We start from the raw sequence: 15,391 nt of genomic DNA, 5'->3' as shown, positions 1-15,391 counted from the left end.
CATCGGCGAGCTCTTTGCGCGGCCAGCCCCCGCACGGCCTCTCCGGAAGCATGGACCGACTGTGAGGCCGAGTCAAGGAGGTGACGGGGGGTTCGGTGATCTTTTCCCGGGACGAACCGGCAGATCACAGGCCCTTCATCTCGCTGACCAGCCACCGGTCGCCCACCCGGCGCATGGTCATCCGGACGCGGTTGAGGTCGGTCCGGGGCTCCGCCGTCCGGTTGCTGGTCGTGGTCTGGTTGACGAACAGGAGGGTGACCACCCGGTCGGGGGTCGCCGACACCACCGACACCGACCTGACCTCCGCGACCACGACCGCGTGGGTCTGCGCCGCGGTCGGCCTGACCAGGCTCGTGGCGGTCTGGGTGTACTTGTCCCGGAAGCCACCGGTCAGCAGGGCCAGGGACCGGCCGAAATCCGCGTCCAGGTGGCGGTAGTCGTAGCCGAGGACGACCTGGGCGGCGGTACGGGCGGCGCCCGAGGCCCCGGTCCGGGCGGAGTCCACCTCGTCCGCCACCTTCGCCCGGTATCCGAGGACCGCGGTGGCGGCCAGGACGAGGGTCACGGCGCCGGCGAGGACGGCGACCGGCCAGGTGCGCCGGCGGGCAGCCGCGACCGGGTCAGCTGCGGACGTCTCAGCTGCGGACGTCCCGGCTGCGGGCGTCCCGGCTGCGTTGGTGTCGGCCACGCTCATCGTTCGGTACTCCTGCTCTCCCCGTTCCATGATCCAGCTGCGGTGTTCCGCTCCCCCGCTCCCCGCGCACTGCTTCCCCCGCGCCGGTCAGCCCACGAACTGCAGCTCGACCACCCGCCAGCCCGCCTTCTCCCGGCTGAGGTCGAGCTGGAGCCGGTACGTCCGGAGCTCGGGCTTGTCGGCGCCGACGTGCGTCACCTGGGCGTCGGCGACGACCAGTACGCGCGCGGAGTCCTGGTCGAAGCTGGTGATCCCGGCCTCGAGGATCTGGCCGTGGGAGACGGTGCGGTTCCGGGTGACCAGCGTCCGCAGCTGCTTCGCCGCGTGGGCGTACTGGCTGTGGAAGTCGCCCGAGGCGAGGTCCAGCACCTCCCCCGACTGCCGGTCGAACGTCCGGTAGTCGACGGTGGTGAAGTCGGCCACCAGCTGCCGGGCCGCGTGCAGGGCCTGCGCGCGTGAGCGGTCCTCGCGGTGGGTCGCGAGGACCCGGGAGCCGAGGAAACCCGAGGCCACCAGGCCGGCGAGGAGTAGTGCCGCCAGTACGGCGACGACGGGACCGAGCGGCCGCGGCCGGGGCAGGGCTCGGTCCGGCCCGCCCTCATCCGCCCGGCCCTCGTCCACCGGACTCTCGTGGACCGTCTGGACGCCGGCGTCCGGGGTCTCGTCCAGCAGGTTCGTCATCGCGTCATCGGTCCGATCAACAGCCACTTCCACGACTCCTTTCCGAAGGCACGTTGCTCTCCCCCGAGTGAGCCGATCCGGGCCGGCTCTCCCCCGGGGAGCCGGACCACTCCGGTCGCCGGGTCGTACGCCGCCGGCCGGACCCCCGACCGTCCGGACCCCGACCGTCCAGCGTCGGACTGCGGCGCCCCCGGCCGCGGAGACTTCGGGCCCGTTCGCGGCGCGCCGGCACCGGCCCCCGGAGCGTTCTGGGCCCCGCGTTCCGTGGTCGTACGGTCGGTGCACCGCGCGTCGGTGTTCACCGGTGTCGGTCCCAGCTCCTGCGGGCTCCGCCGCCTCGTGCCCTGGTAGCCCTGGCGGCAGGACCCGGGCGAGGTCGCGAGCTGGAGCCCGAAGTGCGCCGTGTAGTGGCCGGTGCCGGGGTCGCGGGCGACCACGGTGTAGCCACCGCGGACGACGTACGGGTAGAGGATCAGCGCCTGCTGGACCCCCCGCAGCCGGACCCGGACGAGCTGCCCGGTGCTCGCGAGGTTGGCGAGGAGTACGGACACGTCGCCGGCGTTCTCGTCCACCAGGCCCTGCACCTGCTGGGCGGTCAGGACGCCGGACGCCAGCACCTCGCGCAGGTCCGGGTCGGCTCCGGCCACCGTGTCGGACAGGTCCGCGAGGTCGCCGGCGAAGCTCCTGATCGCGGTGCCGGAGTCCCGCTGGGTGTCGAGGACGGTGCCGCCGCGGTCGATCAGGTCGACGGTCTGGGCGAGGTTGGCGTCGGCCGTCTCGACCAGGGAGTTCCCCGCGTCGACCAGCCGGGCGAGATCCGGGCCGGTGCCGGCGAACGCCGTCCCGAGCTCGTCCAGGACCGTGACCAGGTCCTTCTTCGGCACCGACGAGGCGAGCCGGTCCAGGTCGAGCAGCAGCGTCGTCGTGGGCAGCGGCGTCCGGGTGTCGGCGCGGGCGATCCGGGTGCCGTCGCGCAGGTACGGCCCCCCGCGCTGCCGGGGCTGGAGATCGACGTACTGCTCACCGATCGCCGAGCGGTTGGCGACCACGGCGAGGGTGTCGGCGGGTACGCGGGTGCCGGCGTCGAGAGTGAGCGCGACGTCGACGCCGGACCTGGTGGGACGCAGCCGGTCGACTCGCCCGACGGCGACTCCGCGGTAGGTGACCTCCGCGCCGGTGAAGATCCCTCCGGCGTCGGCGAAGTCGGCATCCACGACGTACGTCCCGCCGAGGAGCGTCCGCCCGAGTCCGGCGTACCTGATCCCGGCGACGGCGGTACCCACCAGCGTCAGCGCCACGAACACCACCAGCTGGATCCGGACGGTGCGGGTGATCACAGCACACCTCCGACGAGCAGCCGGCCGAGGTTCGGGTCGTAGGCGGGAACGACGTACGCGGCGCCGTCGGCGCAGGCCAGCGGCGGCAGGCAGCCCGGCCCCGGTCTCTTCGGGTGCGGCACCGGCAGCGTCGGCAGGGACGTCGGCAGGGAGGTGGGCAACGCGGTCGGGAGCGGGACTCTGGGCAGTGACGTCGGGACCGGCACGGTCGGGCGGGTGGTGGGCGCCCTGGTGGGGAGCGGGACGCGGGGCAGCGGCGGAACCGGCAGCGGAGCACGACCGGACAGCAGGCCCTGCAGGTCGACGTCGAGGGTGAGCTGGAGGTTGGTGTAGTCGCCGGCGACCGCGTTCGCCGTGGCGTCGGAGAACGGATAGGTGAACAGCAGCTGCAGCGACTTCGGCAGGCTGTCTCCCGCGCGGGCCAGCTCGGTGAGGATCGGGTCCAGCGCACGCAGGTTGGCCAGCAGGTCCTCGCGGGAGGCGACGATCACCCGCGCGCCGACGTCGCCGAGCCGGGACAGCTCCACCAGCATCCGGGTGAGGTCGCGGCGCTGGTCGGCAAGGACCTTCAGGGCGGCAGGCAGCTGGTCCACGGCCGCGGCCAGGGTGGTCTTCTGCGCGGCCATGGACGCCGACAGCCGGTCCAGGTTCTCGATCGCCCGGGTGATGTCCTGCTTGTGGGCGTCGAGCTGCCCGAGGAAGGTGTTCAGGTTGGTCAGCAGCCGGCGTACGTCCGGTTCGCGGCCCGACATCGCCTTGTTCAGCTCGACCTCGATGGTCTTCAGCTGCGCCACTCCCCCGCCGTTGAGCAGCAGCGACAGCGCCGAGAGCACCTCCTCGACCTCGACGTCGCGGCCGGTACGGGCGAGCGAGATCACGTCACCGTCACCGAGCCGCCCGTAGCCGGCCCGGTCGGCGGGCGGCGACAGGGAGACGAACTTCTCCCCGAGCAGACTCGTCTGGCGGATCCGCGCGGTCGCGTTGTCGGGCAGCCGCACCGTCCGGGCGAGCCGGAGCCGCACGTCGGCGGTGTAGCCGTCCAGGTAGACCTTCTCCACCTCGCCGACCGTGACGTCGTCGACCTTCACCGCCGAGCGCGGCACCAGGTCGAGCACGTCCCGGAACCGCACCGTCACCTCGTAGGCGTCCCCGCCGGCTCCCCCGCCGCCGGGAAGGGGGAGGTCGTAGACGGTGAAGCCGCAGCCGGTGAGCAGGACGCCGACGAGGAGGAGTACGCCGGTCCGGAGTACGGCGGTCGGGCGTACGGTCGCGGCCCCGCGCCGCCCCGGCACCGCGCTCATCGGAGGATCCCGCCGAGCGTGCGGTCGCTGGTCGGGGCGGACTGCCCGGCCGTGCCCGCGCCCGCCGCGCCCGCCGTGCCCGTGCCCGATGTGCCGGTCCCCGATGTGCCGTCGGCGGCCGGCCCGCCCGGCACCTGCGGCAACGGCAGGTCGTCGAGGACCTTGGTCAGGTCGTCGCACACCGACTTCGGCTGCCCGGACTGGCGCAGCAGCGCGCACAGGTAGGCACCGGGGTCGTCGGTCTGGGCGAAGTTGTTCCGCGTGTCCAGCGTGCCCGTACGCGGGTTGTAGGTGTGGTCGAGGTTGGACAGGGCCACCGGCGCGGTGTCCAGCACCTCGCGCAGGGCGTCCTGTTGCCGTACGAGCGTCTTCGACAGCTCGGTGAGACCGTGCACGTTGGCGCGTACCTCGGCGCGGTTGTCCCGGACGAACGCCGCCACGTCGGTGAGGGCGGCGGCGAGTTCGGCGAGCGCGGCGCGCAGGTCGCCCCGCTCCCCCGCAAGCTGGTCCGCGACGCCGGCCAGGTCGCTGTTGAACGCACGGACCTGCGTGTCGCTGGCCGCCAGTGCGCCGGTGAACTTCTGCAGTTGCCGTACGGTCGCGAACAGGTCCTGCCGCCCGCCGGACAGCGTCTGGGTGGCGTCGGCGAGGTCGCCGACCGTGGAGTGCAGCTTCCCGCCCTGCCCGCGCAGGTTGTCCGCGCCCACGGTGAGCAGCCGGGACAACGAGCCCTTCTGGTTGGCGCCGTTCGGGCCGAGGGCGACCACCAGGTCGTCCAGGCTCTGGTAGATGCGGTCCAGTTCGACGGGAACGGCAGTGCGCGGCAGCGCGATCTCGGCTCCGTCGGCGAGCACGGGCCCGCCGCGGTAGACCGGGGTGAGCTGGACGTACCGGTCGCTGACCATCGACGGCGAGATCACCACCGCCCGGGCGTCGGCGGGGACCTTCTGCTTCGCGTCGTACGACATCTCGACCCGCACGGCGGTCCCCTCCGGGCGGACCTGGTCCACCCGGCCCACCGGCACGCCGAGGATGCGTACGTCGGAGCCGGCGTAGAGGCCGACCGTCCGCGGGAAGTGCGCCACCAGGTGCCTGCGCGGCGGGTCCGGCCACACCGCGTAGGTGAGCCCGGCCACCGCGGCCAGGGCGAGGACGACGGCGACTGCCCGCCCGCGCGCCCGGGCCCACTCCCACCCGCGCGCGGACGCCTTTTTCGGCGAGCTCCCGCGCGGGCTCCTCGACAAGTTCCCACGCAGGCTCCCACGCAGCGTGCCGGGCACCCGGATCATCGGCCACCTCCGGGGAGCCGCGGAGCGGCGGGAAGCGGCACCAGGTTGGGGATGTAGGTGTCGAACCACGGGCCGGTGCCGACGGTGTTGGTGAACACCCGCAGGAACGGCGCCAGCGCCCGGATGCTCCGGTCCAGGCTGTCCTGGTTGGCGCGGAGCATGCCGACCACCGAGGCCAGCCGCTTCAGCGCCGGCTCCAGCCGGGCCTGGTTGTCCGCCACCAGGCCGCTGATCTGCGCCGACAGCTCCTGCGCGGTGACCAGCAGCTGGTGGATCAGCGCCCGCCGGGCACGCACCTCGCGCAGCACCAGGTCGCCGTCGCGGACCAGCGCGACGAGTTCGGTGTCCCGGTCGGCGAGGACGCGGGACACCTGGTTGGCGTGCGCGAGCAGCCGGTGCAGCTCCTGGTCGCGCGAGGCGATGGTGCGCGACAGCCGGGACAGCCCGTCGAGCGAGCCGCGGACCTCCGCCGGTGTACCCGCGAACGTCGTGCTCAGCGTGTCCAGCGCGGTGGCGAGCTGCGCGGTGTCGATCCGGCCGGTGGTCGTGGCCAGGTCGCCGAACGCCTCGACCACGTCGTACGGCGAGACGGTGCGGGACTGCGGGATCTCCGTGGCCGGGTCCAGCCTCCCCGGTCCCGACGGCACCAGGGAGAGGTACTTGCGGCCGAGCAGCGTGCGGATCCGGATCGCCGCACCCGTGTCGCGCCCGAGCCGGACCCGGTCGTCGGTGATCCGGAACTCCACCCGCACGTGCGACCCGGCGAGCTCGACCGCGCGGACGTGCCCGACCTTCACTCCCGCGACCCGAACCTCGTCGTCGGCCCGGAGCCCGCCGGCCTCGCCGAACCGCGCGGCGTACGTCGTACCGCCCCCGATCAGCGGCAGGTCGGCGGCGTGGAACGCGACGTAGACCAGGGCGGCGAGCACGAGGAGCCCCACCGCGCCGACGGTGGTGTAGTAGCGGGGCGACCGCGACCTCATCGTTGGCACCTCGCGTCGGTGACGTGCAGGCCGGCCCGGGGTAGCTCCTGACCCGACGGCAGGACGATCCGCCCGTCGAAGTCGCACAGATAGAAGTTGAACCACGAGCCGTACGTCGCGGTCCTGGTGAGCCGGTCGAGCTTGCCGGGCATCCGCCGCAGCGTGCGCTGCACCAGGGCGGAGTTGTCGTCCAGGGTTCCGGCCACCCTGCCGAGCTGGGTGACGTCGGTCCGCAGGTCCGGGCGGGCGTCGCGGAGGAGCCCGGCGGTCTGCCGGTTGAGCGCGACGATCGAGTCCAGCGAGTCGCCGATGGCCTTGCGGTCCGCGGCCAGCCCGGACACGAACCGCTGCAGCTGCACCACCAGGTCGGACAGTTTCCGGTCGCGTTTCGCGACGGTGGCGAGCACGGTGTCGAGGTGGTCGATCAGGTCGCCGATCACCTGGTCCCGGTCGGCGAGGGTGCTGGTGAGGGACGCGGTGTGCGCGAGCAGGCTCTCCACCGTGCCGCCCTCGCCCTGCAGCACCTGGATGATCTCGTACGCCAGCTGGTTGACGTCCTGCGGCGACAACGCGGCGAACAGCGGCTTGAAGCCGTCGAAGAGCACGGTCAGGTCCAGTGCCGGACGGGTCTGGGCGACCGGGATGGTGCCGCCCTCGGGCAAGGGCGCGGCGCCACCGGCTCCCTCCGACAACGCGACGTAGCGCTGCCCGACCAGGTTGCGGAACCTGATGGTCGCCAGGACGCTGCGGGCGAGCACCTGGTCCGCGGCGACGGTGAACGTCAGCCGGGCCAGCGCGCCGTCGCCGCCGCGCCCGGGCAGCACGTCCACCGCCCGCACCTCACCGACCCGGACCCCGGCGATGCGTACGTCGTCGCCCTTCTCCACGCCGGTCACGTCGGTGAACACCGCGTGGTACTCCCGGGAGGCGCCGAACCCGACGTTGGCGATGGTGACCGCGAGCAGAGCCGTGGCCAGCGTGGTCACGGTGACGAAGACGGCGAGCTTGGCAGCCGCCGCCGCCGTCGTACGGTCAGCAGCCGCGGCCGTTGTCGTACGGTCGGAGATCCTCGGGCGGAGCCGTACGCGGCGGAGGAACGAGCGGCTCATCCGATGCTCACCCGGGTCCCCCGGACCAGCGGACCGTACAGCAGGGTGGTCACGTCGGGTACGTCCTCGGGCGGGGTCCGCAGCACCGGCGCCACCAGCGCGTCGACCACCCGCTGCTCCTGCGCGGTGCCGGCGTACCCGCTGGACAGGTCGAACACCGGCGCCGCACCGGACGCGGAGCCGGAGCCGCCGGAAGCGGAGCCGGGGCCGCCGACTCCCTCCCGTACGCCGCTGCCCGGCGCGGGGTCTGCCTGGGAGTACGGCGGATCCGGCAGCGAACGGCAACCCGGCCCGCGGTCGTCGTCGTACGCCGGCCGGTCCTGCGGCCCGTAGCCGCGGTGCTGGTCGACGATCTCCAGCGTGATGTGCAGCGAAGGCGCGCTGCCCGGGTAGTGCTCGCCGCCGCCGAACGCGTCGTCGATGCGGGGCACCCAGTTCGCCAGGCCTTCCAGCAGACAGGAGTACTCCGGGGAGTACGTCGCCAGCAGGTCCAGCGTCGGCCGGCTCACCTCGCCGACCCGGATCAGGCCGGCCTCGTTGTCGGCCAGGAACCTGCGGGTGGACGCGCTGGTGCCGGCGAGGTCGGTGAGGAAGTCCTCCAGCACCCGCTGCTTGACCACCACGGTGTTCCCGGTCTTCGTGGCGTTGCGCAGCAGCCGCACCAGGTCGGGAGTGGCGTCGGCGTAGACGTCGGCGACGTCGGCGAGGGCGGACACGTCGTGGGTGAGCTGCGGCAGGTGCGGGTCGAGCTTGCCGAGGTAGGCGTTCAGCCGGGTGAGGTTGGCGCCGATCCGGTCGCCGCGCCCCTCCAGCGCGGTGGCGAGCGCCGCCAGCGTCGCGTTCAACTGGGCCGGGCGGAGGGTGCGCAGCAGCGGGTAGACGTCCTCGAGCACGGCGGCGAGCTCGATCGCCACGCTCGACCGGTCCGGCCCGATCACGTCGCCGGCCGCGAGCCTGCGCGAGGACGGCGTGGGCGGCAGGACGAGTTCGACGTACTTCTCCCCGAACAACGTCTTCGGCACGATCCGGGCGGTCACGTTGGCGGGGATCGCGGCCAGGCTGTCCGGCGTCAGCGCGAGGTCGACCCGGGCCTGTCGGCCGTCGGAGGCGACGTGGCGTACCTCCCCCACGATCAGGCCTCGGACCTTCACGTCGGCCTGCCGGTCCAGCTCCAGTCCCACGTGGTCGGTCTCGAGGGTCACCTCGGCGGTGTCGGTGAACGCCTGGGTGAAGAAGGCGTACGTCAGGCCGCCGAACCCCACCAGGAGGGCGAGGAAGACGATCCCCAGCACCCTTGGGCCCAGCCGCCCGGACCGCCGCAGCCGCCGGGCCATCGTCGCCAACCGCGTTCGACCGGTCATCGTCTAGCCCGCCAGCCGCACGGTGGTGCTCGCGCCCCAGATCGCCATCGACAGCGCCAGGTCGACGACGTTGATTGCCACGATGGACGTGCGGACCGCCCGGCCGACCGCCACGCCGACTCCTGCCGGGCCGCCGGTGGCGTGGTAGCCGTGGTAGCAGTGGATCGAGATGATCACCACCGCGAACACCAGCACCTTGCCGAACGACCAGAGCACGTCGTGCGGCGGCAGGAACAGGTGGAAGTAGTGGTCGTAGGTCCCGGCGCTCTGGCCGTAGGCCGAGGTGACGACGAGCCGGGTCGCCGCGTACGACGAGAACAACCCGACGACGTACAACGGGACGACCGCGAGCAGCCCGGCGACGATCCGCGTGCTGACGAGGAACGGCAGCGACGGGACGGCCATCACCTCCAGCGCGTCGACCTCCTCGCTGACCCGCATCGCGCCGAGCTGGGCGGTGAAGCCGCAGCCGACCGTCGCCGCGAGGGCGATGCCGGCGATCAGCGGGGCGATCTCGCGGGTGTTGAAGTACGCCGAGACGAAGCCCGCGTAGGCGGAGGTGCCCAGCTGGTCGAGTGCGGCGTACCCCTGCAGGCCGACCTCGGTGCCGGTGAAGAACGCCAGGAACGCGATCACCCCGACCGTGCCGCCGACGACGGCCAGCGCACCGGTGCCGAAGCTCACCTCGGCCAGCAGCCGCAGCACTTCGCGCCGGTAGCGGCGTACGGTCGCGGGCATCCACCCGGCCGCCCGCACGTAGAAGGCGAGCTGGTCGCCCAGCATGTCCAGGCCGCGCACCGGTCGCCAGGCCACGTCAGGCGCCCTTCGGCGGGACGACCTGGAAGTAGATCGCCTGCATCACGAAGTTCGCGAAGAACAACAACATGAACGTGATCACCACGGTCTGGTTGACCGCGTCGCCGACGCCCTTCGGCCCGCCGCCGGCGTTCAGGCCCTTGTACGACGCGACCACGGCGGCGACCAGCCCGAACACCAGCGCCTTGACCTCACCGGCCCACAGGTCCGGCAGCTGCGCCAGTGCGGTGAACGACGCGAGGTAGGCGCCGGGGGTGCCGCCCTGCAGGACGACGTTGAAGACATAGCCGCCGATCACGCCGACGACGCTCACCAGGCCGTTGAGGAAGACGGCGACGAACATCGCGGCGAGCACCCGGGGCACGACCAGCCGGTGCAGCGGGTCGATGCCGAGCACCCGCATCGCGTCGATCTCCTCCCTGATCGTGCGCGAACCGAGGTCGGCGCAGATCGCCGACCCGCCCGCGCCGGCGATCAGCAGCGCGGTCGCGATCGGCGACGCCTCCCGCACCACGGCGAGCACCATCGCCGCGCCGGCGAACGACTGGGCGCCGAACTGTCGGATCAGCCCACCCACCTGCAAGGCGATGACGGCGCCGAACGGAATCGCCACCAGTGCCGTCGGCACGATCGTGACGCCGGCCAGGAACCACGCCTGGCGGACGAACTCCTGCCACTGGAACGGCCGCCGCGGCAGCCCGCGGACGACGCCGAGCCCGAACGCGAACAGCCGGCCGCTCGCCTGCAGCGGTGCCGTCGGCTGCCAGCTCACGGGGTCACGTCGTTGTCGGCACACCACTTCCCGGGCGGCCGCTGACTGGGTCTCGGCTGCCCGTCGGACGGCCCGAGCTGGAGCGGGATCGGCGGCAGCGCTGCCAGCTCGGCGCCGGCCGCCCGCTCGGCCGCGAGCTCGTCGGCGTCCTTCTCCTCCGACATGCCGATCGGGCCCACCCGCTGGGCGTTGAGGAACTGCCGTACGACCGGTTCCTGCGAGCACAGGCACATCTCCCGCGGACCGAACATCGCGAGGTGCCGGTGGTAGAGCAGCCCGATGTTGTCGGGCACCGTCCGCGCGGTGTTGATGTCGTGGGTGACGATGAGGAACGTCGCGCCGGTCTGCTGGTTGAGGTCGACGATCAGCTGGTTGAGGTACGCCGTCCGCACCGGGTCCAGACCTGAGTCGGGCTCGTCGAACAGGATGATCTCGGGGTCCAGGACGAGCGCCCTGGCCAGCCCGGCCCGCTTGCGCATCCCGCCGGAGATTTCACCGGGCAGCTTGCGCTCGGCGCCGAGCAGCCCGACCATCTCGATCTTCGACATCACGACGGAGCGGATCTCGTTCTCGGACCTGCGGGTGTGTTCGCGCAGCGGGAACGCCACGTTGTCGTAGAGGTTCATCGAGCCGAACAACGCGCCGTCCTGGAAGAGGACACCGAACAGCCGGCGGACGCGGTACAGCTCCCGCTCCCGGCAGGTCGCGATGTCGTGGCCCTCGATGAGGATGTGGCCCCGGTCCGGTTTGAGCAGGCCGACCAGGCACTTGAGGAAGACCGACTTGCCCGTGCCGGAAGGCCCGAGCAGGACGCTGATCTCACCGGACGGAAGCGTCAGGCTGACGTCGCGCCAGACCGGCTGGCCACCGAAGGACTTGGTGAGCCCGTCCACCCGGATCTCGACGCCCACCTGAAACTCCTCACGGCCGGTCTGCGTGCGTACCGGCCGCCGCAGACCCCCCGGTGGCGGCGACCGATACGCACGCCCCCCTCAACGAGCCGAAGGTGGGGAGGTTACGGCCGCGTCGACGACCAATTTCCGGTCCGCGGACGCGAAGAGGGCGGCCACCCCGTCGGGGTGACCGCCCTCTTCGCAGACAGACGACGCGGCCGCGTGGACCGCGGACGAACGTCGCTTACTTCAGGGTGACCTTGGCGCCAACAGCCTCGAGGGACTCCTTGGCCTTCTCCGCGGTCTCCTTGTTGACCTTCTCCAGGACGGGCTTCGGCGCGCCCTCGACCAGGTCCTTGGCCTCCTTCAGGCCGAGGCTGGTGAGCGTGCGCACCTCCTTGATGACCTGGATCTTCTTGTCGCCCGCGGCCTCGAGGACGACGTCGAACTCGTCCTTCTCCTCCTCGGCCTCAGGCGCGGCGCCGCCGGCCGCGGGGCCCGCCGCGACGGCGACCGGAGCGGCCGCGGTCACGCCGAAGGTGTCCTCGAACTGCTTCACGAACTCGCTGAGCTCGAGAAGCGTCATCTCCTTGAACGCGTCGAGCAGCTCGTCGTTGCTGAGCTTAGCCATGAGTGGCGTACCTTCCGTGTGTCGTGCAGTGGTGACGGTCAGACCTGGTCAGGTCAGGACTCGCTGGACTCGCCGGCGTCCGACGCGTCGGAGCTGGCTTCCGGTGCGGCCTCGGCGTCGGCCTCGGGGGTGGCGTCGGCACCTGCGGCCGGGCCCTCCTCCTCGACCTTCTGACGCAGCGCCTCGGCGAGCCGGGCGGCCTGCGACAGCGGGGCCTGGAACAGCGAGGCGGCGCCCGAAAGCGACGCCAGCATCGCGCCCGCGAGCTTCGCGAGCAGGACCTCGCGGGACTCGAGGTCAGCGAGCCTGGTGATCTCGTCGACGGCGAGGGACCGGCCCTCGAGCACGCCGCCCTTGATGACGAGATTGGGGTTGGCCTTGGCGAAGTCACGCAGACCCTTGGCGACCTCGACCGGGTCGCCGCTGATGAACGCGATGGCCGAGGGACCGACGAGAAGCTCGTCGGCGATCTCGACTCCCGCCTCCTTCGCCGCGATCCTGGTCAGCGTGTTCTTCACCACGGCGTAACTGGCGTTGTCACCGATGGAGCGCCGCAGTTCCTGCAGCTGCTTCACGGTGAGTCCGCGATACTCGGTCAGGACCGCGCCGGCGGAGTCGCGGAACTGGTCCGTGAGCTCTGCGACGGCGGTTGCCTTGTCCGGCTTCGCCATGGATCTCCTTCCTCTGAGGGGCCTGCGACCGCGGCCTGGAAGGAATCCACAGAATGGGAAAAGCCCCGTACGCATGCGTACGGGGCGAACACGAACTCGAGGGCCAGGACTCCGCTCGCGGTCACCCGCGACCCGGAAACCTGATCTCGACTTCGTTACCACGTGACGCCTGCGCGGGCCGCCCGACGTGCGGGACCTTCAGCCACCCCGGAGGGAGGCAAACCAGCGGTCTTCGGCAGCCGCCAGAATACGGGACGCCTCCCCCGGCCGCCAAATCGGCCCCGGCCCGGGGCCGTCTCCGGTCGCCCGGACCCTTCCGGCCGTCCGGAGACGCGGGATGAATCTCCGCCTAGCGGCTGAGTACCGGGTGTGACTCCACTACCTGCACCGTGGTGTCGGCGTCGAACGTGACCGGCACGATCGGTTGTGGCGGGACGGTGTCCACGACGACCGTTCCCGTCCAACGCACCTGCAGGTGGACCTTGCCCTGGCCCGCGGTGCCGAATGTGTTCGTCACGTAGTAGCCAGGGTGACCATCGGGGAGCGTCCCGTCGAACTGCCGCCCCGCCCCCTTGACGGTGTGCCTGCCTCCGCCGGCGTCCTCGAAGGTCCAGGTGTAGTCCGGGGTGGCGGTGATCTGCCCGTGGAGTTCGAAGGTGCGCCCCTGCGACGGCGGCACCGTGATGTCGAAGGTCTGTGTGCCCGGGTCGTCGACCGAGACGATCGTCGGCAGGTTGACCAAGGTCTTCGGAGCCGGGTGCAGCGAGATCCTCGGCTTGGGCAGGTTGCGTTGGATCTCGTACTTGAAGTCGTAGCTGAGCTGCTCGATCGGAACCCACTCCGGGGTGGGGTAGCAGTCGGCCGTCCCGTGCCACTTCGCGCGGTCTCCGCGGTCCTTCCACTGGTAGCGCACGACCGAACGGACATAGATCGGCTCACGCGGATTCGGTGACAGGTCCGGGTTGCACCAGATCGCCAGCGGGCTGCAGTCACCGATCCCGGCGCCCCTGCAATCCCACTCCGGCTGGTTGATCAGGATCTCCTGCACCCAGTCGTTCGGACCGGGTGGCTGCGAGGGGGTCGGCGTGCCCTTGGGAGGCTGGTAGTAGCCCCGGCCGGACTCGCTGTACTGCCAGCCGACGTCTCCGCGCGGGATGTCCGCACGCGCGGCCGGTGCCGGCACGACCAGCCCGAACGCCATCAGGAGAAGGCCGCCCAGCGCGACCCCGACGATCTTCGTCATTGCGACTTCCCCCCGGCTGTCAACTGCCAGTTGCCGCTGATCTTCCGCACGCCGTATGAGTACGTCACTCGCTCGGCCGGGCCCTGGTTGACCACCGAGCCGGCGGAGTTGTACTGCTTCCAGGCGGTGGAGAGGGACCGCACGTGCACCATGTAGGTCCCACCGGATTCGGAGAACACCTCGACGTGGTTTCGGGTGTAGAGACCGCCCACGAACTTCCCACCGCCGCCGTAGGTGGACCTGATGCTGGCGGCGAGCTGCACGCAGTCCAGACATCCGCTGGTGTACATCTGGCGAAGCCTGGAGACGTCGCCGGTCTCGATCGCCTTGTTGACCGTAGTGACGTACCTCGTCACGAACGCCCTCACCGCCGCGGCCTCCGGTCCGGTGGGCGCCGGACCGAACGTCTCGATCCTGCCGGGCTTGGTCGGGCTGGCCGACGGGCTCGGAGTCGGGGTCGGTGTGGCCGACTTCGTGGGGGTGGACTTCGCGGTCGGGGTGTCCATCGTCGCCGGCTGCGGAGAGTCCCCGCCGCACGCCGCCGCCGACAACCCGAGAACGACACCGGCGACGACCGCGACCGCCCTGGTCGATCGTCTGTTGGTCAGTCCAGATGTGAAGCGCACGCGTACCCCCGTGTGTGCCCGTCGCCTCGCCACCCGTCCGCGACAAAGCGCTCATATCCTAACCGCGAGTGATCAGCGCCCGGAAGCGTCGACGATGGCTCGACGCACAAATGTCACCGGGCGTTGCCCTGGCACGGCGACAACTTCCGCTCACCGGACGACCAAGCATCCGGCGTACGGAGAACCGCGGAGAAGGCAGAACGCCCCCGCACCGAGAGGTGCGAGGGCGTCCTGGACGGGATCGCGTTAGGCCGAGGCCTCAGCGGTCGAGACGGTCTTGGCCGGGTCGACCGGAACGCCGGGACCCATCGTGGTCGACAGCGTGACCTTGCGGATGTAGCGGCCCTTGGAGGCGGACGGCTTGAGCCGGAGCACCTCGTCGAGGGCGGCGCCGTAGTTCTCCGCGAGCTGGTCCTCGCTGAAGGACGCCTTGCCGATGATGAAGTGCAGGTTGGCGTGCCGGTCGACGCGGAACTCGATCTTTCCGCCCTTGATGTCGGTCACGGCCTTGGTGACGTCGGGCGTGACGGTGCCGGTCTTCGGGTTCGGCATCAGACCGCGGGGGCCGAGCACCCGGCCGAGCCGGCCGACCTTGCCCATCAGGTCCGGCGTGGCGACAACGGCGTCGAAGTCCAGCCAGCCGCCCTGGATCCGCTCGATCAGGTCGTCGGAGCCCACGTAGTCGGCGCCGGCGGCGGTGGCGTCCTCAGCCTTCTGTCCGGTGGCGAAGACCAGGACCCGAGCGGTCTTGCCGGTGCCGTGCGGAAGGTTGACGGTGCCGCGCACCATCTGGTCGGCCTTGCGGGGGTCGACACCGAGACGCATCGCGACGTCCACGGTCTCGTCGAACTTCTTGTTGGCGTTCTGCTTGGCCAGCGCCACCGCTTCGCGGGGGTCGTGCAGTGCGGCCTGGTCGACCTTCTCGGCCGCGGCGCGGTAGGACTTGCTGCGCTTCATGATCACTCCTGGAATCGGTGGTGGAGT

General features: G+C 71.5%; 16 protein-coding genes. All 16 read right to left on the bottom strand.

Annotated elements, in window-relative coordinates:
• Window positions 1-124: 124 nt before the first annotated feature.
• The 16 genes from ABZV93_RS01535 to rplA all read right to left on the bottom strand — a co-directional run bounded on the left by ABZV93_RS01535 (window position 125) and on the right by rplA (window position 15,364).
• The gene (locus ABZV93_RS01535; protein ID WP_354928568.1) at window positions 125-694 is read right to left on the bottom strand and encodes a hypothetical protein; all 570 of its coding nucleotides are present in this window, start codon (window positions 692-694) and stop codon (window positions 125-127) included.
• A gap of 87 nt (window positions 695-781) precedes the next feature.
• Entirely contained in the window at window positions 782-1,402 is a 621-nt protein-coding gene (locus tag ABZV93_RS01530; RefSeq protein ID WP_354928566.1) for a hypothetical protein, read from the bottom strand.
• Window positions 1,372-2,712, bottom strand: coding sequence for an MlaD family protein (locus ABZV93_RS01525; protein WP_354928564.1), 1,341 nt, complete (start codon window positions 2,710-2,712; stop codon window positions 1,372-1,374). Before ABZV93_RS01525 ends, ABZV93_RS01530 begins: the two co-directional genes overlap by 31 nt.
• The gene (locus ABZV93_RS01520; protein ID WP_354928560.1) at window positions 2,709-4,013 is read right to left on the bottom strand and encodes an MCE family protein; all 1,305 of its coding nucleotides are present in this window, start codon (window positions 4,011-4,013) and stop codon (window positions 2,709-2,711) included. The genes ABZV93_RS01525 and ABZV93_RS01520 overlap by 4 nt, the downstream gene beginning before the upstream one ends.
• Entirely contained in the window at window positions 4,010-5,302 is a 1,293-nt protein-coding gene (locus ABZV93_RS01515; RefSeq protein WP_354928557.1) for an MCE family protein, read from the bottom strand. Before ABZV93_RS01515 ends, ABZV93_RS01520 begins: the two co-directional genes overlap by 4 nt.
• The gene (locus tag ABZV93_RS01510; RefSeq protein WP_354928554.1) at window positions 5,299-6,285 is read right to left on the bottom strand and encodes an MCE family protein; all 987 of its coding nucleotides are present in this window, start codon (window positions 6,283-6,285) and stop codon (window positions 5,299-5,301) included. Before ABZV93_RS01510 ends, ABZV93_RS01515 begins: the two co-directional genes overlap by 4 nt.
• A complete protein-coding gene (locus tag ABZV93_RS01505) occupies window positions 6,282-7,394 on the bottom strand; it encodes an MCE family protein (RefSeq protein ID WP_354928551.1) in 1,113 nt (370 codons plus the stop codon). Before ABZV93_RS01505 ends, ABZV93_RS01510 begins: the two co-directional genes overlap by 4 nt.
• A complete protein-coding gene (locus ABZV93_RS01500; RefSeq protein WP_354928548.1) occupies window positions 7,391-8,755 on the bottom strand; it encodes an MCE family protein in 1,365 nt (454 codons plus the stop codon). The genes ABZV93_RS01505 and ABZV93_RS01500 overlap by 4 nt, the downstream gene beginning before the upstream one ends.
• A 3-nt stretch (window positions 8,756-8,758) precedes the next feature.
• Window positions 8,759-9,538 carry an ABC transporter permease gene (locus tag ABZV93_RS01495; protein ID WP_354929719.1) on the bottom strand — a complete coding sequence of 260 codons (780 nt, stop codon included), beginning with the start codon at window positions 9,536-9,538 and terminating at the stop codon, window positions 8,759-8,761.
• A 31-nt stretch (window positions 9,539-9,569) separates the two neighbouring features.
• Window positions 9,570-10,343 (bottom strand): ABC transporter permease, encoded by a 774-nt coding sequence (locus ABZV93_RS01490; protein WP_354928545.1) that lies wholly within the window; start codon window positions 10,341-10,343, stop codon window positions 9,570-9,572.
• On the bottom strand, window positions 10,340-11,254 hold the full coding sequence (locus ABZV93_RS01485) for an ABC transporter ATP-binding protein (RefSeq protein ID WP_354928542.1): 915 nt from the start codon (window positions 11,252-11,254) through the stop codon (window positions 10,340-10,342). Before ABZV93_RS01485 ends, ABZV93_RS01490 begins: the two co-directional genes overlap by 4 nt.
• Before the next feature lie 226 nt (window positions 11,255-11,480).
• Window positions 11,481-11,867 carry a 50S ribosomal protein L7/L12 gene (rplL, locus tag ABZV93_RS01480; RefSeq protein ID WP_354928539.1) on the bottom strand — a complete coding sequence of 129 codons (387 nt, stop codon included), beginning with the start codon at window positions 11,865-11,867 and terminating at the stop codon, window positions 11,481-11,483.
• A 53-nt stretch (window positions 11,868-11,920) separates the two neighbouring features.
• On the bottom strand, window positions 11,921-12,538 hold the full coding sequence (gene rplJ / locus ABZV93_RS01475; protein WP_354928536.1) for a 50S ribosomal protein L10: 618 nt from the start codon (window positions 12,536-12,538) through the stop codon (window positions 11,921-11,923).
• Window positions 12,539-12,887: 349 nt separating this feature from the next.
• The gene (locus tag ABZV93_RS01470) at window positions 12,888-13,781 is read right to left on the bottom strand and encodes a hypothetical protein (RefSeq protein WP_354928533.1); all 894 of its coding nucleotides are present in this window, start codon (window positions 13,779-13,781) and stop codon (window positions 12,888-12,890) included.
• Window positions 13,778-14,407, bottom strand: coding sequence for a DUF6318 family protein (locus ABZV93_RS01465; RefSeq protein WP_354928530.1), 630 nt, complete (start codon window positions 14,405-14,407; stop codon window positions 13,778-13,780). Before ABZV93_RS01465 ends, ABZV93_RS01470 begins: the two co-directional genes overlap by 4 nt.
• A 246-nt stretch (window positions 14,408-14,653) precedes the next feature.
• A complete protein-coding gene (gene rplA / locus ABZV93_RS01460; RefSeq protein ID WP_354928527.1) occupies window positions 14,654-15,364 on the bottom strand; it encodes a 50S ribosomal protein L1 in 711 nt (236 codons plus the stop codon).
• Window positions 15,365-15,391 lie beyond the last annotated feature (27 nt).

This window comes from Actinopolymorpha sp. NPDC004070, assembly GCF_040610475.1.
GTDB lineage: Bacteria > Actinomycetota > Actinomycetes > Propionibacteriales > Actinopolymorphaceae > Actinopolymorpha.
Note: the sequence above shows the minus strand (reverse complement) of the source record. Positions and strands in the feature narration are given on the sequence as shown.

Bases quoted from the DNA above. Each gene is read 5' to 3' on its own strand.
- ABZV93_RS01535 (WP_354928568.1), bottom strand. From the start codon at position 694: ATGAGCGTGGCCGACACCAACGCAGCCGGGACGCCCGCAGCCGGGACG.
- ABZV93_RS01520 (WP_354928560.1), bottom strand. From the start codon at position 4,013: ATGAGCGCGGTGCCGGGGCGGCGCGGGGCCGCGACCGTACGCCCGACC.
- ABZV93_RS01515 (WP_354928557.1), bottom strand. From the start codon at position 5,302: ATGATCCGGGTGCCCGGCACGCTGCGTGGGAGCCTGCGTGGGAACTTG.
- ABZV93_RS01510 (WP_354928554.1), bottom strand. From the start codon at position 6,285: ATGAGGTCGCGGTCGCCCCGCTACTACACCACCGTCGGCGCGGTGGGG.
- ABZV93_RS01505 (WP_354928551.1), bottom strand. From the start codon at position 7,394: ATGAGCCGCTCGTTCCTCCGCCGCGTACGGCTCCGCCCGAGGATCTCC.
- ABZV93_RS01500 (WP_354928548.1), bottom strand. From the start codon at position 8,755: ATGACCGGTCGAACGCGGTTGGCGACGATGGCCCGGCGGCTGCGGCGG.
- ABZV93_RS01495 (WP_354929719.1), bottom strand. From the start codon at position 9,538: ATGCTGGGCGACCAGCTCGCCTTCTACGTGCGGGCGGCCGGGTGGATG.
- rplL (WP_354928539.1), bottom strand. From the start codon at position 11,867: ATGGCTAAGCTCAGCAACGACGAGCTGCTCGACGCGTTCAAGGAGATG.
- rplJ (WP_354928536.1), bottom strand. From the start codon at position 12,538: ATGGCGAAGCCGGACAAGGCAACCGCCGTCGCAGAGCTCACGGACCAG.
- ABZV93_RS01470 (WP_354928533.1), bottom strand. From the start codon at position 13,781: ATGACGAAGATCGTCGGGGTCGCGCTGGGCGGCCTTCTCCTGATGGCG.
- rplA (WP_354928527.1), bottom strand. From the start codon at position 15,364: ATGAAGCGCAGCAAGTCCTACCGCGCCGCGGCCGAGAAGGTCGACCAG.